At 57.9% G+C, this 24,724-nt stretch carries 26 protein-coding genes and 1 pseudogene; 10 read left to right on the top strand and 17 right to left on the bottom strand.

Annotated elements, in window-relative coordinates:
• Positions 1-9: 9 nt before the first annotated feature.
• Complete coding sequence (locus tag M2433_RS14230) at positions 10-1,380, bottom strand: NAD-dependent succinate-semialdehyde dehydrogenase (RefSeq protein ID WP_429054927.1); 1,371 nt, start codon at positions 1,378-1,380, stop codon at positions 10-12.
• 151 nt (positions 1,381-1,531) lie between these two features.
• On the opposite strand from M2433_RS14230, the gene M2433_RS14225 reads away from it, so the two are divergent.
• The 3 genes and pseudogenes from M2433_RS14225 (at position 1,532) to M2433_RS14215 (ending at position 4,253) form a co-directional block, all read left to right on the top strand.
• Positions 1,532-2,275, top strand: a complete 744-nt coding sequence (locus M2433_RS14225) for an AraC family transcriptional regulator (RefSeq protein WP_429054925.1) — start codon at positions 1,532-1,534, stop codon at positions 2,273-2,275.
• A gap of 48 nt (positions 2,276-2,323) precedes the next feature.
• Positions 2,324-2,950: a LysE family translocator gene (locus M2433_RS14220; protein ID WP_429054924.1), complete on the top strand. Its 627-nt coding sequence runs from the start codon at positions 2,324-2,326 to the stop codon at positions 2,948-2,950.
• A 121-nt stretch (positions 2,951-3,071) separates the two neighbouring features.
• Positions 3,072-4,253 (top strand): annotated as a pseudogene (locus tag M2433_RS14215) (restriction endonuclease).
• A 47-nt stretch (positions 4,254-4,300) separates the two neighbouring features.
• On the opposite strand, the gene tssD reads toward M2433_RS14215, so the two are convergent.
• From tssD to M2433_RS14200, 3 genes are read right to left on the bottom strand one after another with little or no spacing between them, the layout of a single operon-like run.
• Positions 4,301-4,795, bottom strand: coding sequence for a type VI secretion system tube protein TssD (tssD, locus tag M2433_RS14210; RefSeq protein WP_429054923.1), 495 nt, complete (start codon positions 4,793-4,795; stop codon positions 4,301-4,303).
• On the bottom strand, positions 4,796-5,308 hold the full coding sequence (locus M2433_RS14205) for a hypothetical protein (protein WP_429054921.1): 513 nt from the start codon (positions 5,306-5,308) through the stop codon (positions 4,796-4,798).
• Positions 5,308-5,688, bottom strand: a complete 381-nt coding sequence (locus M2433_RS14200; RefSeq protein WP_429054920.1) for a tlde1 domain-containing protein — start codon at positions 5,686-5,688, stop codon at positions 5,308-5,310. Before M2433_RS14200 ends, M2433_RS14205 begins: the two co-directional genes overlap by 1 nt.
• Before the next feature lie 226 nt (positions 5,689-5,914).
• Between M2433_RS14200 and M2433_RS14195 the strand changes: the two genes are divergently transcribed.
• The gene (locus M2433_RS14195; RefSeq protein ID WP_429054918.1) at positions 5,915-7,186 is read left to right on the top strand and encodes a DUF445 domain-containing protein; all 1,272 of its coding nucleotides are present in this window, start codon (positions 5,915-5,917) and stop codon (positions 7,184-7,186) included.
• On the opposite strand, the gene M2433_RS14190 is transcribed toward M2433_RS14195, so the two are convergent.
• The 7 genes from M2433_RS14190 to M2433_RS14160 all read right to left on the bottom strand — a co-directional run bounded on the left by M2433_RS14190 (position 7,183) and on the right by M2433_RS14160 (position 13,096).
• The gene (locus tag M2433_RS14190; RefSeq protein ID WP_429054916.1) at positions 7,183-8,259 is read right to left on the bottom strand and encodes a DUF2955 domain-containing protein; all 1,077 of its coding nucleotides are present in this window, start codon (positions 8,257-8,259) and stop codon (positions 7,183-7,185) included. The genes M2433_RS14195 and M2433_RS14190 overlap by 4 nt on opposite strands.
• Positions 8,249-9,316, bottom strand: coding sequence for an HlyD family secretion protein (locus M2433_RS14185; protein WP_429055081.1), 1,068 nt, complete (start codon positions 9,314-9,316; stop codon positions 8,249-8,251). The genes M2433_RS14190 and M2433_RS14185 overlap by 11 nt, the downstream gene beginning before the upstream one ends.
• Positions 9,313-9,783, bottom strand: coding sequence for a MarR family winged helix-turn-helix transcriptional regulator (locus tag M2433_RS14180; RefSeq protein ID WP_059312675.1), 471 nt, complete (start codon positions 9,781-9,783; stop codon positions 9,313-9,315). Before M2433_RS14180 ends, M2433_RS14185 begins: the two co-directional genes overlap by 4 nt.
• A 363-nt stretch (positions 9,784-10,146) precedes the next feature.
• Complete coding sequence (locus M2433_RS14175) at positions 10,147-10,842, bottom strand: ArsR/SmtB family transcription factor (RefSeq protein ID WP_429054914.1); 696 nt, start codon at positions 10,840-10,842, stop codon at positions 10,147-10,149.
• Entirely contained in the window at positions 10,817-11,212 is a 396-nt protein-coding gene (locus tag M2433_RS14170) for an amino acid-binding protein (protein WP_429054912.1), read from the bottom strand. Before M2433_RS14170 ends, M2433_RS14175 begins: the two co-directional genes overlap by 26 nt.
• A complete protein-coding gene (locus M2433_RS14165; protein WP_429054911.1) occupies positions 11,205-11,528 on the bottom strand; it encodes an antibiotic biosynthesis monooxygenase family protein in 324 nt (107 codons plus the stop codon). The genes M2433_RS14170 and M2433_RS14165 overlap by 8 nt, the downstream gene beginning before the upstream one ends.
• 152 nt (positions 11,529-11,680) lie before the next feature.
• Complete coding sequence (locus M2433_RS14160) at positions 11,681-13,096, bottom strand: aldehyde dehydrogenase family protein (protein WP_429054909.1); 1,416 nt, start codon at positions 13,094-13,096, stop codon at positions 11,681-11,683.
• Positions 13,097-13,196: 100 nt separating this feature from the next.
• Between M2433_RS14160 and M2433_RS14155 the strand changes: the two genes are divergently transcribed.
• Positions 13,197-14,099 carry a LysR family transcriptional regulator gene (locus M2433_RS14155; protein WP_429054908.1) on the top strand — a complete coding sequence of 301 codons (903 nt, stop codon included), beginning with the start codon at positions 13,197-13,199 and terminating at the stop codon, positions 14,097-14,099.
• Here the strand turns inward: M2433_RS14155 and M2433_RS14150 are convergent.
• Positions 14,086-14,565 carry a carboxymuconolactone decarboxylase family protein gene (locus tag M2433_RS14150; protein ID WP_022646934.1) on the bottom strand — a complete coding sequence of 160 codons (480 nt, stop codon included), beginning with the start codon at positions 14,563-14,565 and terminating at the stop codon, positions 14,086-14,088. The two genes, M2433_RS14155 and M2433_RS14150, sit on opposite strands and share 14 nt — an antisense overlap.
• A 102-nt stretch (positions 14,566-14,667) precedes the next feature.
• Between M2433_RS14150 and M2433_RS14145 the strand changes: the two genes are divergently transcribed.
• Positions 14,668-16,056: a PLP-dependent aminotransferase family protein gene (locus M2433_RS14145; protein ID WP_429054906.1), complete on the top strand. Its 1,389-nt coding sequence runs from the start codon at positions 14,668-14,670 to the stop codon at positions 16,054-16,056.
• A gap of 39 nt (positions 16,057-16,095) precedes the next feature.
• Here the strand turns inward: M2433_RS14145 and M2433_RS14140 are convergent, their stop codons facing one another.
• The gene (locus tag M2433_RS14140) at positions 16,096-16,257 is read right to left on the bottom strand and encodes a DUF1127 domain-containing protein (protein ID WP_048339492.1); all 162 of its coding nucleotides are present in this window, start codon (positions 16,255-16,257) and stop codon (positions 16,096-16,098) included.
• A gap of 176 nt (positions 16,258-16,433) precedes the next feature.
• Between M2433_RS14140 and M2433_RS14135 the strand changes: the two genes are divergently transcribed.
• A complete protein-coding gene (locus tag M2433_RS14135) occupies positions 16,434-17,849 on the top strand; it encodes a PLP-dependent aminotransferase family protein (RefSeq protein WP_429054904.1) in 1,416 nt (471 codons plus the stop codon).
• A gap of 75 nt (positions 17,850-17,924) precedes the next feature.
• Here M2433_RS14135 and foxA read toward each other — a convergent pair whose 3' ends face one another.
• Both foxA and M2433_RS14125 read right to left on the bottom strand, forming a co-directional pair.
• A complete protein-coding gene (gene foxA / locus M2433_RS14130; RefSeq protein ID WP_429055079.1) occupies positions 17,925-20,033 on the bottom strand; it encodes a ferrioxamine B receptor FoxA in 2,109 nt (702 codons plus the stop codon).
• 121 nt (positions 20,034-20,154) lie between these two features.
• On the bottom strand, positions 20,155-21,108 hold the full coding sequence (locus tag M2433_RS14125) for a helix-turn-helix transcriptional regulator (RefSeq protein ID WP_429054903.1): 954 nt from the start codon (positions 21,106-21,108) through the stop codon (positions 20,155-20,157).
• 259 nt (positions 21,109-21,367) lie between these two features.
• On the opposite strand from M2433_RS14125, the gene M2433_RS14120 reads away from it, so the two are divergent.
• Positions 21,368-21,553: a hypothetical protein gene (locus tag M2433_RS14120; protein WP_010427252.1), complete on the top strand. Its 186-nt coding sequence runs from the start codon at positions 21,368-21,370 to the stop codon at positions 21,551-21,553.
• Positions 21,554-21,591: 38 nt separating this feature from the next.
• Here the strand turns inward: M2433_RS14120 and M2433_RS14115 are convergent, their stop codons facing one another.
• The gene (locus M2433_RS14115; protein WP_429054900.1) at positions 21,592-22,713 is read right to left on the bottom strand and encodes a JmjC domain-containing protein; all 1,122 of its coding nucleotides are present in this window, start codon (positions 22,711-22,713) and stop codon (positions 21,592-21,594) included.
• A 136-nt stretch (positions 22,714-22,849) separates the two neighbouring features.
• Positions 22,850-23,452: an ATP-dependent Clp protease proteolytic subunit gene (locus M2433_RS14110; protein WP_008501342.1), complete on the bottom strand. Its 603-nt coding sequence runs from the start codon at positions 23,450-23,452 to the stop codon at positions 22,850-22,852.
• Between the two features lie 88 nt (positions 23,453-23,540).
• Between M2433_RS14110 and M2433_RS14105 the strand changes: the two genes are divergently transcribed.
• Together M2433_RS14105 and M2433_RS14100 are read left to right on the top strand one after the other, a co-directional pair.
• The gene (locus M2433_RS14105; protein WP_109081912.1) at positions 23,541-23,927 is read left to right on the top strand and encodes a VOC family protein; all 387 of its coding nucleotides are present in this window, start codon (positions 23,541-23,543) and stop codon (positions 23,925-23,927) included.
• Positions 23,928-24,106: 179 nt separating this feature from the next.
• Positions 24,107-24,724 carry a response regulator transcription factor gene (locus M2433_RS14100; RefSeq protein WP_429054897.1) on the top strand — a complete coding sequence of 206 codons (618 nt, stop codon included), beginning with the start codon at positions 24,107-24,109 and terminating at the stop codon, positions 24,722-24,724.

The following is a 24,724-nucleotide window of genomic DNA, read 5'->3' as shown; positions in this document are numbered from 1 at the left end:
TTTTACCTCTTACTTACGCACCACCACCAGCTTCTGGTTCACAAACTCTTTGATCCCCAGGTCCGACAGCTCGCGTCCGTAGCCGGAGCGCTTCACGCCGCCGAACGGCAGCTCTGGCGCGGTATCGGTGAGCCAGTTGATGTACACCATCCCGGTCTCAATCCGCGACGCCATTTTCTTCGCGCGTTCGATATCCTGGCTGAACACCGCGCCGCCCAGACCGTAGTGGGAATCGTTCGCCAGGGCAACCGCCTCGTCGTCGTTTTTCACCACGTAGATCTGCGCTACCGGGCCGAAGAACTCTTCGAAATACGCGGGGTTATCGCGCGAGATATTCGTCAGGATCGTCGGCTCGAAGAAGCTCCCGTCGCGCTGAACCGGCTTGCCGCCATAGTGCAGCGTCGCGCCGTTTTTCACCGCCTCGTTAACCTGTTTGGTCAGCGTTTCCAGCGCATCTTTAGAGGACAGCGGCCCCAGCGTGGTGCTTTCATCCAGCGGATCGCCAATCTTCACCTGCTTAAAGGCCTCGGTGAATTGGCTCAGGAAGGCATCTGCAATCTTTTCATGCAGGATAAAGCGCTTCGCGGCGGTACAGACCTGCCCCGCGTTGTTGAGCCGCGCATTCACGCCGGTCTTCACGGCTTTGTCCAGGTCCGCGTCATCGAGCACCACGAAGACGTCGTTACCGCCCAGCTCAAGGGTCGATTTCTTAATGTGCTTCGCCGCCTGCGCGGCCACGACGCTGCCGGCTTTTTCGGAACCGGTCAGCGCGGCACCCTGTACGCGATCGTCGGCGATGATGTTCGCCACCTGATCGGACGAGATAAACAGGTTAGTCCACGCCCCTTCCGGCGCCCCTGCCTCGCGCACCAGATGGGCAAAAGCCTCGGCGCAGTGCGGTACGATGCTGGCATGCTTCGCCAGCACGGGGTTACCCGCCGCCAGGTTCGGCGCCAGAACGCGCATCAGCTGGTAATACGGGAAGTTCCACGGCTCAACGGCCATCAGCACGCCGATGGGGTGATGCTCCACCCACGCTTCCCCAAGTTCAGATGGGTACTTCACCGGGGCCAGAAACTGCTTCGCGTTATCCGCATAGTAGCGGGCGATTTGCGCGCACAGCTTCACCTCGCCGCGGCTCTGTTCGATGAGCTTCCCCATCTCCTGGCTGGCGATTTTAGCCAGCTCTTCGGTGCGCTCGTCGATCAGGTCGGCAAGCTTATGCAGCACCGGCAGGCGCTGGCTGATGTCGCCTTTCGCCCATTCGGAATGGTAGAGCGCATCGGCCGCCTTCAGCGCCGCTTCGATATCCGCGTCGGTATGTGAGGGGTATTCTTTGATGAGCTGGTTGGTGGCAGGATTTACTGTCTGATAAGCCATGTCGAATCTCCTTGTTTTACCGCTTAGGGTATTAAGGGTAGTCAACATGACTGGCTCTGGACGTAAAGTTGGGTATATCCGGAAGGTTCTTAATGAAGCGCTGCCCGACGGTTCACGGCCGTGGTATAAAAAAGCTTCAGAAGGAGCGCCTATGACCGATACCCGACACGTCCGCCAGACTTTTCACCGCGCCTCAGGCCTTGAGCTGCGCAGCACGTGGCAGAGCACGCAGGCGTACAAACGTCACTGCCATCCCCAGCTCTCCATTGGTGCGATTGTGGAAGGCCAGACCCGCTGCGTGTGTCACGACAGAGAGTACATCCTTAACCCCGGGGACCTCATCGTGATCCCGGCCTGTGCGCCGCACAGCTGCAACCCCGTCACCGGAAAGCCGCGCAGCTACCATATGCTCTATATCGATGCCGATCTTCCTCTGGCGCTTCAGGTGATTCGCGATCCTGCCCTCTTCGCGCATTACCTGGAGGTGGTTGAAACCCTCTCCCCTGCGTCCGTGGACGGGCTGCTTTCAGCTCTCCCCCGCGGGGCGGATAACGCAGAGGCGCTTCGCTCAACCAGCCAGCAGGTTCAGGAGGCGTTTCTTGCCGACCTGGCCGCTCCGCCTTCCCTCGACGAACTCGCCCGGCAATTCTCGCTGCGCAAGGAGACGCTGATCCGCACCTTCAGGCAGGATACCGGCCTGACGCCGGGCAGCTTCCTCAACATCTCCCGCGTGGAGTACGCCAAAGCGCGGCTGCGCGCCGGGGATAATATTGCCGACGTTGGCTACCAGAGCGGGTTTGCCGACCAGAGCCATTTTCATAAGACCTTCGTCAGCTATACCGCCGCCACGCCGCGCCAGTACGCCACGGGCCGATCAATATCCGACAATAAATAGCGTTTGCGTCACCGTAGCCTGACCTCAGATTTTCACACTGAGGTTGCTATGGAACTGTTATTCCCTTCCGCTTTTCTCGCCCTGGCACTGGCGCATTTTGTTGCCCTGCTAAGCCCGGGCCCGGATTTCTTCCTGCTGGTGGGCTACGCCGCGCGCTACCGACTGCGCGGCAGCGCCGGACTGTGCCTCGGCATCGCCGCGGGTAACGGGGTGTACATCCTGCTGGTGATTATCGGCTGGAGCGCGCTGCGCCAGTTTGCGTGGCTGTTTACGCTTATCGAACTTTGCGGCGCGCTGTACCTGCTGTGGATAGGTTCGCATCTGGTGCGCAGCCGACCACATGTGCTGGCGCTGAATGAAACCCATCAGCGCTTTCCCTCGCTGCGTAAGCAGATCCTGCTGGGGCTCGGCTCGGCGCTGCTTAATCCGAAGAATGCGCTGTTCTATCTGGCGCTGATGACGGCGCTGCTGGGGCCGGACGTCACGCTGCTTCAGCAGTCGACCTGCGGTCTATGGATGGTGCTGGTGGTGCTGGCGTGGGATCTGGCGCTGGTATCGCTGATGGGGCTGCCCGCGGTCCAGCAGAAGCTCAGCCGTTCGCTGTGGTGGATTGAGCGCACGGCGGGGGTGGTGCTGATGGGGTTTGGTGGGTGGGTATTGTGGCGGGTGCTATGAAATAGAGCTTTGCCATATAAAAAGCAACACCTTCATTGCCTTACAAAATAAGTGACTTAGCTAGTAGTATTTACTCCCTGACGTGGCAAGCTAAAGCCACAGCAATCGTTAAGGGAACAACGTGAAAAATTACAAAGTCATCACGCCACTTTTTCCAACCTATGCGCAGGTTCAGGCAATGATGAAAGCCGTCTCCGGCTATTCAGTGCATTCTGTACGTAACATGATCAATGCGATTCAGGAACAAACCGGCACGCCGCAAAATCCGGTTGACTGGTCCGAACCTGATATGTGGATCAACGAACGCCTCAAAGGTGAAGACGCTGAGATCGCGCTGAAAATCTGGAACCAGGATAACCACATCCTCAATCCCCGTCATAGTTACGGTAGCTATTTGTTTCTTAACTCTTCTGTTTTCGAACTGATGGAAACGACGCCGAAAGATATCTGGGTCCCCACCGGGCGCGGGCAATAATTTCTGAATAATGATGACGCCACGCTCCGCGCGCTGGACGACAAAGAAGGGTTACTGCAACTTCTTGAACTGCTGGCGGGACGTGAAATGTCCCGCCGTGCTGACTTACTCCCTGAATGGCAGGCTTTTTTACACCAGCATTCAAAGTTCGCTTCTACCAGTTCAATTAAAAGCACCCTCTACTCGCGCCTCTATAACCTGATCGATCGCGATATGGTCGCCCGGGAAGGGATGAGCTACTACATCACCGATAAAGGCCGGGCATGGCTGGCGAATGCCTTACCAGCCCGCAAAGCCGATCCACGAAAAGAACTTCTGGACGCGGTGAAGCGCTACAACCAGCAGCAAAAAGAGCAGCTTCGCGAACAAATCAGCGTCATGAATCCCTACAAGTTTGAGCATTTGATTGGTCAACTTCTGGAGGCAATGGGTTATGAACAGGTGGAAGTGACCAAAGCGTCGGGCGATAAAGGCGTCGACGTCGTCGGCAGAGTACAGGTGGGCATTACCACCATCACGGAAGTGGTACAGGTTAAGCGTATGCAGAGCAATATTACCCGTCCTGTTATCGACCAGTTACGTGGTGCGTTGCCTTATCACAGCGCGATCCGGGGCACACTCATCACCACGGGTCGTTTTGCCGGAAACTGTGAAAAAGCGGCTCTGCATCCCGGTGCTGCTCCTATTACCTTGATAGATGGTGACCGACTCCTAGAACTGCTAATTGAGAATAATGTCGGCATTCGTCGCAGCAATGCGGTCGAGCTGCTGGACGTGGATCTGCAGCTTTTTGATGAACTAGAAGAGGGATTAAAAGGCGAAATTTAATGTCATCGCACTCTGTCTCCGGGAAACAGTCTGTTTCCCGGAGACAGTTAATCAAGCCCTAACCGATAATCCCAGTCATCCGAATGAATAACGTTACCGTCACGGTAGTGCCAGGTAATCTTTTCATAACGAAGCAGAACAAGCTCAAGATGCCCCTGTTTTTCATGATAAATCTCTTTCACGTCATGCATCAATGAAAACAACGTGACGACCTTCACCGCTTCCAGCGTTATCGTGAAATAGATTTCTTCCTGACCGGCATCATTGATTCTGTAAAGGTCGATAGTCGCTTTTCTGAACGTACCGCCCGTGCTAAGCGCTTTATAGAGATAAACGCTGGAGGCATCAATTTCCTTTTCAATGAGAAAAGGGCGATGCTGGCGTTTGCTCAACACTCTGCCATTATGAAGGTCAGAATTATAGCTTACGTTATGATAGAGCCCTAAAACCTCAATCTGGTTTTCACGATCTTTAACTCTCACGCTGCCTTTTATAATATTACCCGCATCGTCAGTTAATGTCATATATCCCGGAATGGCCATTTAAATATCCTTATCGAATGGAACAGAGTGTTCAACGGTTGCGATCATAACAGCGAGGCATCTTTTACCCTTCGGGCTCTTAACCTTAAACATCTCCCTGATGGAATCGACATAAAGCTTATTATTCTCGGCTTCTGTCTCTGAGTAATTGGCAAAAGCGCAGATTTGTTCAATAGTGAGCAACGGTTTATCGTCTTTTAAGATTGCTAAGACACCTTCAGGGTTATGTGGGATGGCTTCAGAAAGCGCCGCCTTTAGATCTTCAGCCGTACTGGCATCCACACCAGGTTCAAGTGCACTCGCTACTGCTAACCATGCATGGGTACCTTTACTTATCTCCGGGATCACAAGATTCCACCATTCCGACTCACCGCTATTATTTGAATCCAGTTCCGTTACAACAGACCTGGCACCTTTGTCGTTTATCATCTGCAAAATGTGTTCAGGTCGATGGCCTTTAGCAAATAAATACATGGGGAAAAACAAGAAAAAAAATACAATGAGATATTTCATCACCTCACCACCAGTATTGTGTCACCCGAATCATAAATCATATATCGTTTGTCCTGGCCGTTCATAATGATGCAACCTGCAGATGCTGACCCCGGTGGTTGACCTTTCTTATCGCCATGAATTTGAAAATGATCTCGACCAAAAGTATTGGTCCCCGCTATAGGTTCAAGGATAATTGCCTCTGCACTTTTGTGATTATTCCACCCGGCGATAAAATAAACGCCTCTTGGTATGGGCCCTCTGTTTCGTTGTCTTTCGCATTCAGGTTTATCTTTCGATTCGCCAGCACCGCTATAGCAGTTAGCAACAAATTCGCCATTGTGACTTAATATCCCTGTCGATACTTTATATTCCCATGTCATTAATAATACCTCCTTCACGAATAGTCCTTTATCTTATGACTATCGGGATAGTTAAAATTACCTCAACGGTCACAAAATCTCATGCTCGAGAATAAATAAGCACAAAAAATATAGAAAAATTAATAATGTATAATCTCAATGCATATATTTTTAATATAAAAGCAGTCTGTTCACCCAGAGAATACATCTTCCTCCCTTAACACAAGCTTTGCACTTTTGGTTAACTTACCTCTATCCTTAACCCATGGAAAAAATAGCTGAACTCAAACGCGCCAAGCTGCTGGCGCTGTCGCTGCTGCTGGTTGCCGCCGCGGCGTTTATCACCACCCTGTTCCTGCCGCAGACCTTTTGGGTGCGCGGCGTGAAGGCCATTGCCGAGGCGGCGATGGTCGGCGCGCTGGCTGACTGGTTTGCCGTGGTCGCGCTGTTCCGCCGGGTGCCCATTCCGTTTATCTCGCGCCATACGGCGATTATTCCGCGCAATAAGGACCGGATCGGCGACAATCTCGGCCAGTTCGTGCAGGAGAAGTTTCTGGATACCCAGTCGCTGGTGGAGTTGATCCGCCGCTATGAACCTGCACAGATGATCGGTGCCTGGTTCAGCAAGCCTGAAAACGCCCAGCGCGTCGGGCTGCATCTGATGCAGGTGATGAGCGGTTTTCTCGAACTGACCGACGACGGGCGCATCCAGCGTCTGCTCAAACGCGCGGTGCATAAGGCCATCGACAAGGTCGACTTCACCGAAACCAGCGCCGTGATGCTGGAGAGCATGACCAAAAACAACCGCCACCAGGTGCTGCTGGACGCCATCATCAACCGCCTGATCACCCTGATTCAGCGAGAAAGCACGCGGGACTTTATTGCCGACCAGATTGTCCACTGGCTGAAGACCGAGCACCCGCGCAAAGCGATGGTGCTGCCCACCGAGTGGCTGGGCGATCAGAGCGCGGAGATGGTGTCGAACGCGGTGAACACGCTGCTGGACGACATCAGCCACGACCGCACGCACCAGATCCGCCAGGCGTTCGACCGCGCCACCCTGAAGCTTATCGACAACCTGAAAAACGATCCGGAAATGGCGGCAAAAGCCGACAACATCAAGCACTACCTGAAAAACGACGAGGCGTTTAACCGCTATCTGGGAGAGATGTGGGCCGACCTGCGCCAGTGGCTGAAGGCGGATATGCAGAGTGAAGACTCGCGCGTGAAGCAGCGCATCGCCAACGCCGGGTTGTGGTTTGGCGAAACGCTAACAAACGACGCCAGCCTGCGGGCGTCGCTGAACGAGCATCTGGAACAGGCCGCGCAACGCCTCGCGCCGGATTTCGCGGCGTTTCTGACCCGCCACATCAGCGACACGGTCAAAAGCTGGGACGCCAAAGACATGTCCCGGCAGATTGAGCTGAACATCGGCAAGGACCTGCAGTTTATCCGCGTCAACGGCACGCTGGTGGGCGGGACGATTGGTCTGGTCCTGTTTTTACTTTCACAACTCCCCGCCGTGATGGGGCATTAATCTGCTTTAGGCGGCGCGATGATGTAGCGCGTCGCCTCGAAGCGGTTCAGGATCAAATGCACCAGAAAGACCATCGTCAGCGTCGCCACCAGCGAAAAGGTAACGGAGGTGATGCGATAGAGATCGCTGAACACCAGATCGCTGTCCGGGTGCATGTTCTGCCCGAACATAATGCCGATGGTGGTAATGCTGGAGAACCCCACGCCGGCACCCACCTTCTCCATCACGTGCAGGCGCGCGCCAAACGCCAGTCCGAGGCCAATCAGCGGCATCATCAGCAGCATATGGCTGCTGTGGTCGTAGAGGATAAGCTGGACGACCAGAATATAGAGGCAGCCCAGCACCACGCCGACCACGCGCCAGATGGAGCTCATCACCGCGCCGCGATAGTGCATCGGGAACAGAATCAAAATCCCCGCCATCAGCGCGGAGAGCGAATCGCTTAAGTCGCTAATCTGGAACACCACGAATATCAGCGTCGCGACGGTGCCGGAGAGCAGCGACTCGTGGCGCACGCGAGCGTCGTCTTTCTCAATCAGCGGCGGCGGCCTGCGCGGCTCGACGTCCGGCAGCAGATAGTTCATCAGCGCGCTCAGGCACACCGCCATGATGCTCGCTTCGATGTTGGAAAAAAGCAGCGTGTGCCAGCTGGTGGTAGGGTAGCTCATAAAATTGAGCATCACGCTCTGGCACACCACGCCCATTGAACCGAACAGAAACAGCGGCCCCTTGCTCATAAAGCGAAAGCGCATCACGTACAGGGCAAACACCACCAGCGTCATGATGACCGGCCATTGCGACAGATAGCCGATGATGAAGATCATTTCGACGCAGTTAAGCGCGGCGCTGAAGATAAACTGCTTCGCCACGTGGCGGTTAAACACAGGCACCAGCGAAAGCAGCATGATCGGGTAGACCACGAAAAAGACGCCGTAGCTGGTGTTGTAGAAGCTGGAGATGCTGAGCGCAATCATCCCGGCAAAGACGATGCGCAGGGTCTGGCGGAAGTCGTTTGCCGTATAGACGATGTTGCCGTGCGGGGTAAACACCCGCGCCAGGGTGCTAATAGACATAGTGAAGCAGGCTCACCAGGTGGATTTGCATCCCGGAGAAGAAGCGCGCAAACGGCCCTTCGCTATTGTAGAGCTGCACGGTCGCGCGGGCGCCGGTCGGCAGATGCTTCGGCAGCGGCTCGTCCAGCGTCACGTGAATGCGCATCCGCTGGGCGTCACGTACCCAGCGGTTAGAGGTTTCCGGCTCGGAAAGCTGGCCGTTAACGGCCTCCTGACCGGCGAGGATCCCCGCGTCGCTGCTGGTCACGTGGGCGCGAAAAACGTGCCCCGGGAAGGCGTCAAACACCACCGCGGCATCGGTGCCCTGGTGGGTATGGCGCAGGCTTTTTTCACGAAAATCGGCCACGATATCGGTCTGGTTGTTCACCAGCGCCAGCGCGGCCGAGCCGGAGGTGGCATAAAAACCGGGGCTTAGCTGCAGGTTGCTGACCGTGCCGTCCGCCTGGGCGTAGACCTTCGTCCAGCCGAGGTTCAGCTCCGCTTCGTCCAGCGCGTTACGGTATTTTTGCAGCGTCACGTTGCGGTGCTCGTCCCGCTCGCCGCGCTGAATGCGCAGGTTCTGGATGTTCGCCTGAATCGAGCTGACGGACTGCTCGCTGCTCTGCCAGGCCGTGCGGACCTTATCCAGATCCGCCTGCGAGACGTTCTGTAACGTGCTCAGCTTCTGATAGCGATCGAAGGTCACTTTGTCGTTACGCGCGGTCAGCACCGCGGTTTTCAGGCTGGCCTGCGCGGCGGCGATCTGCGCGTCCAGCTGTTCGTTGGAAAGGCGAGCCTGCTCAAGCGCGATTTGCGCCGCTTCCATTTTATTGCGAAACGGCGTGTCATCGAGCTCAAACAGCAGATCGCCCCGCTTCACCTGGCTGTTGTTGTGCACATGCACGGCAGCCACATAGCCGGAAACGCGCGGAGAAACCGGCGTTACCACGCGCATCACGGTGGAGTCCGGCGTCAGCGGGATCCAGATATCGGCGACGACAAAGTAGACAAACATCAGCAGGAAAGAGGCAATACTCACCCTTACCCAGCGGGCAAACTTTTGTTCAGGAGTCATTATTTTTCGGTCTTGTTATCTTCTTCGCGGATTGTCCGCAAATTGCAGGCGATTTGATTCAGGGTGGCGCTGAAAACGTCGAGATGCTCAGGCGCGATATTCTGCGATACGCGCGTCTGAAGCGTCTCAATGACCTGGGTGAGCCTTTTGAGTACAGCTTTTCCCTCAGGCGTCAGCGTCAGAAGCCGGATGCGCTTGTCATAAGGCGATACGGTGCGCAGCAGGTAACCCTGTTTTTCCAGCTGTGTCAGGGTGCGCATCAGCGGCGGCAGTTCAATGCCCTGCACCTCCGCCAGCTCACTCACCGAGACATTATCCCCGAGCTGATGCAGCTGCATCATCACCGTCCAGCTCGACTGGGTTAACCCGGTATCGAGAATGGCGTCGTCAATCACGGCGCGCCACTGGCGCACGATCATCGCCATCCGCATGCCCATCGGCCTGCGGCAGAACAGTTCTTCTTCACTCATGGGGGGAAACCTCTCGAAACACGCAGCCACGATAATAGTTATCAGGGTAAGTATCAAGAAACGCGAGATGAAAGAGCAGGAATTGCGAAAGGATGCCTCCCTCTCCCTGCGGGCTGAGGGATCCCCAGTAATTTTTTTACCGAAGCGGCGATTTACCGCCGGGAGCCCGGGTCGCAAGGGTGGTGGCGACTGAGCCACCCTGGCACGTTCACCGATGTGGTCGTCACAGAGTAGCAGGGGACGTGAAGTGAACGGAAATACCACCTCAGCCGTATGTTCCCCTCACCCCAACCCTCTCCCCTAAGAGGAGAGGGAGTCGTCCGTGCACGCTTTATCTTGTGGAGAATCCCTCACCCAGAGGCTTTAGCGACTAAAATGCTTCCTGACGGCAGCCCTTCCTGAAGCCGTCACCACCACCTCCCTGTACCCCGCCACCCGCTGGATCCAGCCTTTACTTTCCAGATGCATAAGCAGCGCCGCGCCCGCCTCACCGCCAAGATGAAACCGCCTCTCGCTCCAGTCCAGGCAGGCGCAGCAGGCCTTGCGGCGGGGATGAGCACTCAACGGAATGCCGAGCGTCAGGAACTGCTCGCGGCCATACAGCGTCAACGCGGAACCGTCTGCCTCAAGCCAGCCTTCCGCCTGCATGAACTCATAGGTCTGCACCGCCATCGCGCCCGCAAGATGGTCGTAGCAGGTTCGGGCTTCACGCAGGGCTTTTGGCGCGGAGGTTTCCGGCGGCGCAATGCGGCTCCAGGAGAGCCCCATCATCTGCTCGACCAGCGCCGCCACGTCGTGCCCGGCAAGGCGATAGTAGCGATGCCGCCCCTGAGACAGGCAGGAAATCAACTTCCCCTCCACCAGCCGGGCGAGATGCCCGCTGGCGGTCGAGGGCGCAACGTCTGCCGCCGCGCTCAGTTCGGTCGCCGTCCACGCCCGCCCGTCCATCAGCGCGCAGAGCATTTTCACGCGCGACGGATCGGCCATTGCCGCCGCCACCGCGGCAACGGCCTGCTCCAGCGCCGCGCTGTTATCAGGGGGTAAGCTCGTCTTTAACATTCGTCGCCCAGGGTTTGGTGATCTCTGCGGCCAGCTTATCATCATCCGTCAGCAGAATAAGGTGATTCGCATGGTCGCTGTACTGGGTCAGGATTGACACGCCCTTTGCGGCCAGCGCCGCCGCAATTTCACCCAGCTCGCCGGGACGCTCCTGCTTGAGTTTTCTGATGACCGGCTTGCGTACGGCCTGCACGACGAACCCGCCATCGGTCAGCACGCGACGGGCTTTTTCTCCCTCTTCCACCAGGAAGTGGGCATGCGTACCGAATACGCCACCGCCTTCCAGCCCCACGCCATTACGGCCCAGCAGCTGTCCAAAGCGCGCCAGTTCACCGGGGATATCGCAGAAAATCACATGAACGTCATACATCGCTATGCCCCCCGGTTTCGGAACTGTATTCCCGCACCACCTGCGCCACGCGAATGCGGTAGTACGTGAAAATCGACTCCCGCCCTTCGGCCTGCGCGGCCTGATGGAAAACGTTCTGCTTCCAGCGGCGGACGGCCTCTTCGTCACGCCACCAGGAGAGCGAGAGAATTTTGCCGTCGGTGGTCAGGCTCTGAAACCGTTCGATATCAATAAACCCGTCGATGTCCGCCAGCAAAGGCTTCAGTTCGGCGGCAAGCTGCAGGTAGCGCGCCTGATGATGAGGCTCCGCTTTGGCTTCAAAAAGGACTGCAATCATGGGTGTCTCTCCGTTGTGAGGGTGAGGAGAGAATGCAGGAGGAAAAAGCACGATGCTTCGGTAAGGAGCGAAGTATCGTGCCGGATGGCGCTGCGCTTATCCGGTCTACGGGCTCATGTAGGCCCGGCAAGCGTAGCGCCACCGGGCAGGGTTTAACCCAGAACCGACCTCGGCTCCATAAACGCCCGAATCCCCCACTCCCCCATCTCGCGCCCCACGCCGGAGTGCTTAAACCCGCCGAACGGCGCTTTCGGTTCATGGGCAAGCGTGTTCACCAGCACGCGGCCGGAGGCAATCTGCTGCGCCACGCGACGAGCCCGCTCTGCATCACGACCCAGCACCATCGCGCTCAGGCCGTACTCGGTATCGTTGGCAATGGCGACTGCCTCCGCGTCGTCCTGATAAGGGATCACGCACAGCACCGGACCGAAGATCTCGTCGCGGGCAATGGCCATCCGGTTGTTCACGTCGGCAAACAGCGTCGGACGCACGAACCAGCCGTCCCGCGTCCCGTCCGGTCGCCCTTCGCCGCCCGCCAGCAGGCGCGCCCCCTCTTCGATGCCTTTGCGGATATACCCCTGCACCCGCTGCCACTGCTTCTCGCTGACCATCGGGCCAACCTCTGTCGCGCTATCGCGCGGGTCGCCGGATTTCACCGCCGCCACGGCCTGCGCCAGCGCGGCCTCAATTTCGGCCTGGCGCGACCGGGGCACCAGAATGCGCGTTCCGGCCACGCACGCCTGCCCGCTGTTCATAAACCCGGCCTGGATCGCCAGCGGGATCGCCTGAGTCAGATCCACATCATCCAGCAGGACAGTCGGCGATTTGCCGCCTAGCTCCAGCGTCACGCGCTTAAAGCTTTCCGCCGCGTTGCGCAGGATCGCCTTGCCGGTATTCGTCGAACCGGTAAACGAAATCTTCGCGACGTCCGGGTGACGGCTAATTGTTTCGCCCACCGTCTCGCCGCGCCCGGTGACGATATTAAAAACACCCGGCGGCAACGCGGCATCGCGCAGCGCTTCGGTGACGATCTGCGTTTGCAGAGCGCTCATTTCGCTCGGCTTGATCACCGCCGTGCAGCCCGCGGCGAGTGCGGCCGCCAGCTTGCCGCAGATAAACCCCGCATCGCTGTTCCACGGCGTGATCAGCCCGGCCACGCCGAGCGGCGTCATCTGCACCGTGGCGGCACCTGCGGGGGTGACAAACTCAAACGCCTCCAGCGCTTCAATGGCCTGGGCAATCACCTCCGCCGGGTAGCTGGCCATCCACGCCGAGCGCGAGGCGGGGGCACCGTACTCTTCAATGACCGCTTCCAGCAGATCGTCATGTCGGGCGACTACGGCGGCGTGCATACGTTTCAGCGCGGCGATGCGTTCCTGCTTTGTGGTCCGGGACCACGCCGGAAATGCCGCTTTCGCCGCCGCGATAGCGCGTTCGGCATCAACCTCATCCGCCAGGCGAACCTGACCAATAACCTCTGCCGTTGCCGGGTTGTACAAGTCAAAACGTTCGCTACCGTGCGGGGTAACAAACTCGCCGTTGATAAAGATCTGTTCGATGGTGTGCATATAACCCTCCTCAGGCTGTGTGAGCACAGTCTGGCACGGCTTCTCCGTTGCGATAATCCACGCTATGCTGCAAAGGTTGTTTCGATTTTCAGGATAATCTATGCATCGTTCAGGTCTGACAGAGCTGGAAGTCGTGATGGCCGTCGTGCGGCGCGGCAGCTTTCGCGGCGCGGCGCAGGAGCTTGGGATGTCCGCCACGGCGGTCAGCAATGCCATCGCCGGGCTGGAGAGCCGCCTTGAGACGCGCCTTTTCAACCGCACCACCCGCAGCGTGGCGCTCACCGACGCCGGGCAGCGCTACGTGGCGCGTATCGGCCCGGCTCTTCAGGAGATCCGTCTCGCCGGGGAGGAGATCCACAGCGACACCGGGGAACCCGCCGGCACGCTGCGCCTCAACGTGCCGAACCATATCGGCGCGCTGTTTCTGGACCAGCTGCTGATCGACTTCATGATCCGCTACCCGAAAATGCGCGTGGAAACGGTGAGTGAAGCGAGGATGATCGACATCGTCGCCGAAGGCTATGACGCGGGGATCCGCCTGGAAGAGTCCGTCCCGCAGGACATGATCGCCGTGCCGCTGACCGGAGAGATCCGCCAGCTGGTCACCGCCACGCCGGACTATTTTGCACGTCACGGCATTCCGCAGACGCCGGACGATCTGCTTTCACATCAGGGGATCGGCATGCGCATGGCCCACGGCGGGATCTACCGCTGGGAGCTGGCCCGTCGGGGTGAAACGTACGCGCTTGCCGTGCCGCCGCGCTTTGCCACCTCAGATCTTTTCGCCTCGATCCGCGCCGTGAAGGCGGGGTTAGGCGTGGGATTTTTGCCGGAACTCTATATTCGTGAAGAGCTTGAGAAGGGAGAACTGGTGAGCGTCTTAAACGACTGGGCGCAGCCCTTTGCCGGGCTGCGCCTGTATTACCCCGGCCATCGCCACGTTCCGCCAGGGCTGCGGGCGCTGGTGGCGATGATCCGCGAGCGCGGGATTATTCCAGGTTAGCCTTATTCAGTCCGTAAGCCGCATCCAGCGCGCCGGGTTCCATGCGAGAGGTGATCCCCAGACGGTTCCAGGCGTTGATCGCCACGATGGCGAAGTTCAGCTCTGAAATCTCAACGTCCGAGAAGTGCTCCGCCACGCTGCGGTACAGCGCGTCGCTCACGCCGTGAACGCCAATCTGGGTCAGCGCTTCGGTGAAGGCCAGCGCGGCTTTTTCACGGGCGCTGAACAGCGGAGACTCGCGCCAGGCCGCCAGGTGGTACAGGCGCAGCTCGCGCTCGCCGGCGATTTTCGCCTCTTTCGAGTGCATATCCAGGCAGAAGGTGCAGCCGTTGAGCTGCGACACGCGAATGTCGATCAGGTGCTTGAGCGCCGGGTCGATGGAGGTTTTTGCCACCTCCATGCTCAGGGCGGACAGCGCGTTAGCGAGGGCAGGTGTGGCTTTGTGGTGGTTGACGCGAGTGCTCATGGTCTTTCCTCTAATTTACACTGTATGTGTCATGCGATGAGGTAAATCTACGCCGTTCATGACATAGTAAAAAGACACAAAAAGCGTGAAACGAGGTAGGACATGAAGCCGGGCTATCACGAGATTTATTCCCGCTATCGCGACAACATCACGCGCGGCGTGCTGAAGCCGGGCGATAAGGTGCCTGCCATCCGCGTGCTGGCGGAAGAGCTGAAGGTGGCGCGTAAAACCGTCGAAACGGCGTATGCTATTCTGACGGGCGAGGGGTATCTGGTTAGCCAGGGCGCGCGCGGCACGCGGGTGAACCCGGCTCTTCTGCTGCCCGCGCAAAATGCCGCAGCGGAACAGCCCACCGGCACGCTCCCGGCATCGCTTATCAGCCAACGGGAACGAGCTGGGTTTCTGCGTCCCGGCATCCCTGCCCTCGACGGCTTCCCCTATAAAAAATGGCTGCTGCTGGCGGGGCAGGCGACCCGTTCCATGCGCCAGGAGGAGATGCTCAACCCGCCGGTGCTGGGCTGGTATCCGCTGCGCCAGGCCATCGCCAGCTATCTCAACATTTCGCGCGGGCTCTCCTGCACTGCCGAACAGGTGCTGATCACCAGCGGGTACAGCGGCAGCCTGCGGCTGATCCTCGACACGCTTGCCAGCCGCAGCGACAAGGTGGTGTTTGAAGATCCGGGCTATTTTATGGGCCAGCAGCTGCTCAAGCGGATCGTGCCACGCCTGCACACCGTGCCAGTCGATCGCTGCGGCATCGACACGGAATACCTGCTCCGTCACCATCGCGACGCCCGTTTCGCCATCGTCACCCCGTCGCACCAGAGCCCGCTGGCGGTCACGCTCTCCCTGCCGCGCAAGCAGCAGCTGCTCGACTGGGCAAGCCAGAACGCGGCGTGGATTATTGAAGACGATTACGACGGGGATTTTCACTACACCCGCAAGGTGCTGCCGTCGCTGAAAAGCCTCGACCCGCACGACCGGGTGATTTTTATGGGGACCTTCAGTAAAACCATCATGCCGTCGCTGCGCATGGGCTACGTGGTGATGCCCGCCAGCACCGTCGGGGCCTTTACCGACTGCGCGGACATCACCACCAGCGGCCAGCCGGTGCTGACGCAAAAGATCCTCACCGCGTTTCTCAACGAAGGGCATTTCTTCCGTCACCTGAAGAAGATGCGCGCGCTGTATCAGACCCGCCGCGACTGGATGATTGCCGCCCTGCAGGAGGTGTATGGCGATCTGTTTTTCACCGAACAAAACGACGGCGGGATGCATATCGTGGCGTTTCTCACCAAAGGAAGCGGCGACCGGGACGTGGCGCGCTGCTGGCAGGAACAGCAGCTGCAGGTCAATGCGCTGTCGGAGTGGTATCGCGGGTCCGGGAAGCGCTACGGGCTGGTGATGGGGTATAACAACGTGCGGTCGTATCAGGAGGCGGTGGAGCTGCTGGAACGGCCGAAGCGGCAGACGCTTGCACTGTTGAGCTGAAAATCGCCGGGTGGCGGCGTCGCCTTACCCGGCCTGGGTTTAAATATCATTGCGGGACAATCCAACGTCCTTAAGCTGCTCGTCGCTCATCTGGCTCAGAATGCGGCGGGTACGGTTGATGCGATACCAGTTACGCAGCGTTTTGGCTACCCAGACAAACGCGATAAACGGACGTTTTGAACGATTCTCGTAGAATTCCATGATGCTCTCCTCGCTGTGTCAGTGGGGTTATCATCACGGAAAACGGCCTGTACAATACAGATTCAAAATCTGCTTTTGTTTACCATACAGATCAGCTAAAACGGTATCTGCATGGCGGTTTACCCATCAATCTGTACTGGTTTAACAATCTGTATGGTGAAAACAAAGGATACAGCATGACGCGCTACCAACATCTGGCCAACCTTCTGGCGGAACGTATCGAACAAGGGCTGTATCGCAGCGGCGAACGTCTGCCGTCGGTGCGCACGCTGAGCCAGGAGCACGGCGTGAGTATCAGCACTATACAGCAGGCCTACCAGATCCTCGAAAATCTTCAGCTAATTACGCCTCAGCCGCGCTCCGGCTATTTTGTTTCGCAGCGTAAGGCCCAGCCGCCCGTCCCGGCGATGACCCGCCCGGTGCAGCGCCCCGTGGACGTCACCCAGTGGGATGAGGTGATGATGCTGCTGGACGCCCGCGCCGACAAAGAGATGATCTCCTTCGGCGGCGGCTCGCCGGACATTAACCAGCCCAGCCTGAAGCCGCTGTGGCGCGAGATGAGCCGCATTGCGCAACATAACCCGGGTGAGATGCTGAGCTATGACGTGCTTGACGGGCGGCTGGAGCTGCGCGAGCAGATCGCCCGCCTGATGCTGGACGGCGGCTCCACCGTCGCGGCAAACGAGATTGTGATCACCAACGGCTGCCACGGCGCGCTGTCGATTGCCCTGCTGTCGGTGTGCAAACCCGGCGATATCGTGGCGGTAGAATCGCCATCGTTTCACGGCACCATGCAGATGCTGCGCGGCTTCGACATCAAGGCCATTGAAATTCCCACCGATCCTGAAACCGGGATCAGCATCGAGGCGCTCGAGCTGGCGCTGGAGCAGTGGCCGATCAAAGCGGTGATCCTGGTGCCCAACTGCAATAACCCGCTCGGGTTTATCATGCCCGAAGCGCGCAAAAAGCAGGTCTTATCCCTCGCCCAACGCCACGATATCGTGATTGTTGAGGACGATATTTACGGCGAGCTGGCGGCGGAGTACCCGCGCCCGCGCACCATTCATTCGATGGATATCGACGGCCGCGTGATCCTCTGCAGCTCGTTTACCAAAACCGTGGCGCCGGGCCTGCGCGTCGGCTGGATTGTGCCGGGGCGCTATTATGACCGGGTGATGCACATGAAATACGCCGCGGGCGGGTTTAACGTCCCGGGCACGCAGATGGCGGTGGCGGCGTTTATCCGCGATGGCCATTACCATCGCCACGTGCGCCGTATGCGCCAGATTTATCAGCAGAATATGGAAACCTATACCTGCTGGGTGCGGCAGTATTTTCCGGCAGAGATTTGCGTCACGCGCCCGCAGGGAAGCTTCCTGCTGTGGGTTGAGCTGCCGGAAAAGGTGGATATGGTGTGCGTGAGCAAGCAGCTGTGTCGGCTGAAGATCCAGGCCGCGGCCGGATCGCTGTTTTCTGCCTCCGGGAAGTACCGCAACTGCCTGCGGATCAACGTGGCGCTGCCGCCAACGGATAAGCATCGCGAGGCGTTGAGGAAGTTGGGAGAGGCGATTGTGATTGCGATGGAGGAGTAGTGCGGCCCGATGCCCTCACCCCGACCCTCTCCCACAGGGAGAGGGCGAAAACCGCACCGGGCGCTGGCTAACGGCTCAGAACTTCCATGAAACGCTGCCCACGATGCTGCGTTCTGCGCCAAAGTAGCAGTAGGAAAGCGAGTTACACGCCGCCACGTAGCGCTTGTCCGTCAGGTTATTGACGTTCAGCTGCGCGCTGACCCCCGTCAGCCCAACCTTAGACAGGTCGTACCCCACCACCATATCCATCAGCGTATACGACGGCAGCGTATGGGTGTTCTGACGATCGCTGGTGACGCCGTTCACATAGCGTACGCCCGAACCCACGGTCAGGCCGTCAAGCGGTCCCGTTTTGACGTCGTAGCTCAACCAGGCGCTGGCCATGTTACGCGGGGCATAAACCGCGCGTTTGCCCTGCTCTTCCGGGCTACTTTTCTTATAGCGAATGTCGGTATAGGTATACGCGGCCTGCATGCGCAGGCTGTCCGTCAACTGTCCAATCGCTTCCAGCTCAACCCCTTCGGACTCAATTTCGCCGATCGAACGGTACGGATCGGTTGGCTCCTCCTTGGTGGCGATGTTCTTCTGGTTGATGCGGAACACCGAGGCGCTGAACTGGCTGTTCATCCCCTCAGGCTCATATTTCACCCCGGCTTCCCACTGTTTGCCCTTCATCGGCTCCAGGATATTGCCCTGCTCGTCTGCAAAGCTGGTCGGCGTAAAGGCGGTTGAGTAGCTCACGTAGGGTGCCACGCCGTTATCAAACAGATACAGCAGCGCCGCGCGACTGCTGACGTTGTGCTTATCCAGATCGCTGCGGGTATGGTTAAAGCTGTCGATATTCGACACGCTAACCCGGTCGTAACGCCCGCCTAGCGTCAGACGCCAGCGGTCCAGGGACATCTGATCCTGCAGGTAATACCCCGTCTGGCGCAGCTTGTGCTTTTCCTGGCTGTACTGCGTAATGTCATCCGGCTTCGCGCCGTAGACCGGATTGAAGGCGTCGATCGGCGGAAATCCGCCGTAATAACCCGTCACGTTATTCGTGCGATCCTGGTAGTCCATCCCGATCAGCACGCGGTGGTTCACCGCCCAGGTGTCAAAGCTGCCGTCGATCTGGTTATCCAGCGTGATGGCATTCATCTTCTCGTCGGATCCCGAATAGCCGCGGTTAAGCTCGGTTTCATTCAGCCAGCCTGCGGCATAAACCTGGTTCAATTCCACTTTGGTATGCGCATAGCGCAGCTTCTGACGCACCGACCAGCCGCTGTCAAACATGTGCTCAATGTTGTAGCCCACCATGTTTTCACGACGATCGTATTTGTCATAATCATCCTCGCCTTCAAAGAAGGTGTTGGAGATTTTCTTGCCGTAGTGCGGTACGACGGTCCCTTCATACGGCAGGCCCGAGTGGCTGCCGCCTTCCGGATCGCGGTGCAGATAGGCCATCAGTTCCAGACGGGTATTGTCAGTGATGCGCCAGGTCAGGCTCGGCATCAGCGCGTAACGCTCTTCCTTCAGCGGATCGAACTGGGAGTCGGCGTAGCGGGTCATCCCGCTGAGGCGCACCGCCACGCGGTCGTTATCGTCAACCGCACCGGTGACGTCGAACATCGCCCCGCGCTGGTTATTGTTCCCGGCGAACAGCTTGATCTCCCCGCCCGGATCGAACGACGGTTTACGGGACGTAAGGGCCACAATCCCACCCGGCGATGAGCGCCCGTACAGCACGGAGGCCGGGCCGCGCACCACTTCTACGCTCTCAAGGAACCAGGGATCGATCACCAGCGAGCTGTGGGAGTTGGTGTCTCCCATCATCTTCAGGCCATCGAGATAGATGTTATCCAGGCTGCCGTCGGAGAAGCCGCGCAGCACGATATAGTCGAAGCGGTTTGAGGCACCGATCTGATTACTGTAGACCCCCGGCGTATAGCTCACCGCCTGACGCACGCTGGTTGCGCCCTGCTCTTCGAACTGCTCGCGCGTGACGATAGAGACCGACTGCGGTGTTTCGATATCAGGGGTTTCAAGCTTGGTGGCTGCAGACTGCATCTGCGATGTCACCACCACGGTATCCGTTTTTTGGGCATCCTGCGCCAGCGCAGGAAAAGCGACACTTCCGGTAACCCATCCCACCAGCAGTGCCAGACGCGTTTTAGCAAACATAACTCTCTCCAGAGATATTTCTTATTGTTAATAAGAATTATTACCTTTTTGAGAGAGCAAACGGCTATGCGCGCCGCCAGGTTACCTATGCGCGATGACAAACCGCACGGGAAGCGTTAGCAGGAACGGGAAAAGTGCGTTACTGCGTTTTACGTACCTCACCCGGCGAAATACCGTAGCGGCGACGATATGCGGTAGAGAAATTCGTGGCATGCTGGTAGCCGCACATCCACGCCGCCTGCTGTACGCTATAGCCTTCCAGCAGATAGCGCCGGGCCAGCGCGAGCCGACAGTCGCGGAGATAATCAAACAGCGTGCAGCCATAGCGCTGGCGGAACTTGCTGCGCAGGCTGCTTTGGCTCATTGCCGCGAGAGCGGCCAGTTCAGCAAGGGAGTGATTCTGTTCAGGCGACTGTTCCAGCATGCACCGCACGCGTTCCAGACGCGCATGCTCCGGTCGACAGGGACGGTGTTGCTGGCACTGATTCAGCCCATGGCCAAGCAGCTGATACATCAGCCCCTCCAGCAGCAGTCTGCGTGATAACGCGCATACGCCCTGCTGCTGTGCGTGCTGAATGCCGGAGAGCACGAATCCGGGCACGTGCCAGACAACGGCAGGCGCATTCCGGCTTTGCCACTCCAGCAGCAAGGTTTCCAGCAGGCTTTCACGCCTGGCGTCATTGGGGTACACGCCAAACGAAAGCGTCTTCAGGGTACTGTCCGCATCGTGCCGCGCGCTCATCACCTGCTCTTCACTGAGGCAGGCGCTGAATGCCATACCCGACCGCACCACATACTGTTTACCGCGGAGCGTTAGCGTGACGCACCCTTTCAGCACGACCAGCATATAGAGCGGGCTGCTGTGGCGAGAGGTCGTTTCGTAAGGCTGTAACACGCGAACGTCGGAGTGGGTCAGGGAAATGCCCGAGGAGAGGGTCATCTCTTCCACGTCCCCGTGGAGAACGGGACTGCGGGTGGCGACTGCATCTTTTAGCTGGGGAAAACGATAGTCGATGCCATAGCGCTCGCCGAATAGCTGAAAATCCTCAACAAAAAACAGGCGTTTCGCTGATGTATTTTCACTCTGGAGCATAATGCCACGCCTGCATGGGAAAAAGGACAGGTCAAACAGTACCATTCACAGGGGATGGCGGCAATCTCTGGGCTTAACGGGATTATGCACCCGTATGAGTCGGAAGATTATTACTGTCCATAAGGAAGAAAATATCCCCGTTTCATTTTCGCCCCCCGTCGAAAATGAGAGAAATAAAAGACTAAGAATGAGATGAATTATTACCGGATGGTTATTTCTCTTTCATAATTAAATTAACGCAACCAACGAGGAGGTATTTATGACGATTCGCAATAATCGGACAGAAATTTCACTGGCTCTTGGTGAAGCGGTATTAGACATCGTCCAGAAAGGTCATGAAGTGTCGAGAGAAAATCTGGCGCAGGCGATGAAAATAAAAGCGGAAAAAGAGCGCGATGACGAACGCCTTCTGAACTACTGGAAGGCGTGTAATATGCTGGTCTAAACGAGGCGGCGTTGAGCCTCACTCAACGCCGCCCTCCACTACTCGTCGAAGTACCAGTACCCCTGGTTAATCAGCCCGGTGAGCTCTTCAACAAACGCCGGGTTATTCAGCGCATCGCCCAACTCAGCCTGGCCGAGTTCGGTGTAGCGGCACAGCGCATCCGCCGCCTTCGCGTCTACCGTTTCCAGCTGCTCGCTGTTGATGAAGAAGCTGCCGTTGATGTTCAGCACGCGCAGGCCGCTCAGGCGAGACAGCGTTTCGCCGCCCTGCAGCGCGTCCAGCACCTCTTCCGGCGCGTACGGCGGCTCGGCGGCGGCGATATCCAACTCGTGGCGCGGCGTCGAAACAAAGCTGCCGAACCACTTCGTGAAATCATCTGGTTTGCTGATCATGTCGATCATCATCTGACGAATGCGATCGAGCTCGTACTGCTCCACGCGGCCAGGGTGCTCGCGACAGGTCAGATCCGGATCGCTGTAGTGCTCGCCGCCCAGATCGTTTTCCAGCGCGTAATCGGCGAAGCTGCTGATCAGATCGCGACCGTTCGGCCCGCGGAAGCCAACGGAGTAGTTAAGCGCCGTCTCATGGGTAAAGCCGTCGTGCGGGAATCCTGGCGGGATGTAGAGGATATCGCCCGGGGCCAGATCTTCATCGATGATCGGCTCAAACGGATCCACATGCAGCAGCGCCGGGTGCGGGCAGAACTGACGCATCGGCAGCCTGTCGCCCACGCGCCAGCGGCGGCTGCCCATCCCCTGAATGATGAACACGTCGTACTGATCGATATGCGGGCCCACGCCGCCGCCGGGGACGGAGAAGGAGATCATCAGGTCATCCAGACGCCAGTCCGGCAGGACGCGGAACGGACGCACCAGCTCCGCCGCCGGCATATGCCAGTGGTTTACCGCCTGCGCCAGCAGCGACCAGCCGGTTTCGCCCAGATCGTCAAAGTGCTCAAACGGCCCATTGCTGGCCTGCCATTTGCCGTTGAAATGGCTCACCAGACGGCTATCGACTTCCGGCTCCATCGCCAGGCCTGCCAGCTCGTCCGGGGTAATCGGGTCGACAAAATTCGGGAAGGCATTTTTCAGCACAACGGGTTTATTTTGCCAGTATTTTTCGAGAAATTCCGGCCAGTTCAGGTTCAGTTGATACACCATGGTTAGCACCAGTGAGAGGGGAAACAGGCGCGATTATAGGCAAGAAGGCAGAGGGGGAACTTGTCATGGGTCAAACGAGGACGTGTAGGTCGGGTAAGGCGAAGCCGCCACCCGACACGTACACGGCGATAAAACCTTAATCCAGCTTCAGCTCGTCATAGTGGGTAATCAGTTTACCCACAATGCCGTAATCCAGCGCTTCTGCCGGAGACATCCAGAAGTTGCGGTCGGTGTCTTTTTTCACTTTTTCCAGCGGCTGGCCGGTGGCGTCAGCAATCAGCTTGTTCACGCGATCCAGCATGCGGATGATCTCGCGCGCTTCGATCTCAATATCCGTCGCCTGACCCCGCACGCCGCCCAGCGGCTGGTGGATCATAAAGCGGGTATTTGGCAGCGAGTAGCGGTGCTCTTTCTTCGCCGCCAGGAAGATGGTGATCCCGGCGCTCGCCACCCAGCCGGTGCCGATGACGTGGACTTCCGGGCGGATGAATTTGATAAAGTCGTGGATGGTATCGCCCGCTTCCACGTGGCCGCCCTGGCTGTTGATGTACAGCTTGATCGGATCGTTGCTGACGCTTTGCAGCAGGATCATCTGGGTGATCACTTTCTGCGCCAGCTCCTGGTTGATCTCACCGGAGATCACAATCGAACGGGACTCCAGCAGTTTTTGCTGCAGAGCGCCCGCGCCGTTTGACCCTTCCGCTTTATCCTTGTCGCTTTCTTTCAGTGTGTAGTGCATTGTTATTTCCTCAGCTTGTAGCGCTCAAAACCAGAGTGTAGCCTGTTTTACCGATCAAAGTCCTCACAGACAAATAACGAGGGAGCATATGAATATTGCCCATGTCGCACTCTGGACCCGCAGCCTGAACGCACAGGTTCAGTTCTGGGAAACGGTTTTTAATGGCCGCAGTAACGAACGCTACGTCAGTAAAAATCGTCCCGGTTTCGAATCTCACTTTATTACGCTGGATAACGGGCCGACCATCGAGCTGATGACGCTGCCGGATCTGCCCGACGCCCCTGCCCACCCGGAGTTTATCGGCTGGGCGCATATCGCCATCAACGTCGGCAGCAAGGCGCAGGTCGACGGCATGGCCGAGCGGGCGCAGGCAAACGGCACGCTGCTCAGCGCCCCGCGCATGACCGGGGACGGCTTCTATGAAGCGGTGATCGCGGATCCGGACGGCAACCGCATTGAGCTTGTCGGTGCATAAAAACGGCGTTTCGTTGCTTAACCGCCCCGGTCACGTATCGCTATACTTCATACCGTTATCATATTGTGAAATGATAATGATAGTTAATGTGTTAAGATGAAAGTCAGCATAAACAGTCCCTTACGTAAGCGTCGGGACTGTTTGCATCCTCGACATGTCAATCAGCACCGGGGCGGTGAATGGAACACATTGTGTATGTGGTAGATGACGATGACGCAGTCAGACAGTCCGTAATCGGGCTGCTGGAGTCGGCAGACTTAAGCGCCATCGGCTTTTCATCGGCAGAAGCCTTTCTTCAACACCGGTTTGAGGATCTGCCGTCGTGCGTGGTTCTCGATATGCAAATGCCCGCCATCTCGGGCTTTGAGGTGGCTGACGCGCTCAAAGGCAGCGGTCGCGAGATCCCGATTATTTTTCTCACCGGCCACGGCACCATCCCGATGTCGGTGCGCGCCATCAAGGGCGGCGCTTACGAATTCCTCACCAAGCCCGTCGAATCCACCGCGCTTATCGACGCCATTGAGTCCGCGCTTCAGCTGGCGGAACACAACGCCGCGCGCAATAAAGAGCACTACGCCCTGAAGCAGCGGCATATGTCCCTCACGCCGCGCGAACACGAGGTGCTGACGCTGGCGATTAGCGGCATGCTGAACAAGCAGATTGCCGCCGAGCTGGGCGTCAGCGAAATCACGGTCAAGGTGCACCGTCGCCGCGTGATGGAAAAAATGCAGGTGCGCTCCGTGGCGGAGCTGGTCAGAGCCGTTGAGCGCCTGACCAAAAGCCAGCCTGCAGAGTAA

This window comes from Enterobacter sp. AC1 (assembly GCF_050434705.1).
GTDB lineage: Bacteria > Pseudomonadota > Gammaproteobacteria > Enterobacterales > Enterobacteriaceae > Enterobacter > Enterobacter cloacae_L.
Note: the sequence above shows the minus strand (reverse complement) of the source record. Positions and strands in the feature narration are given on the sequence as shown.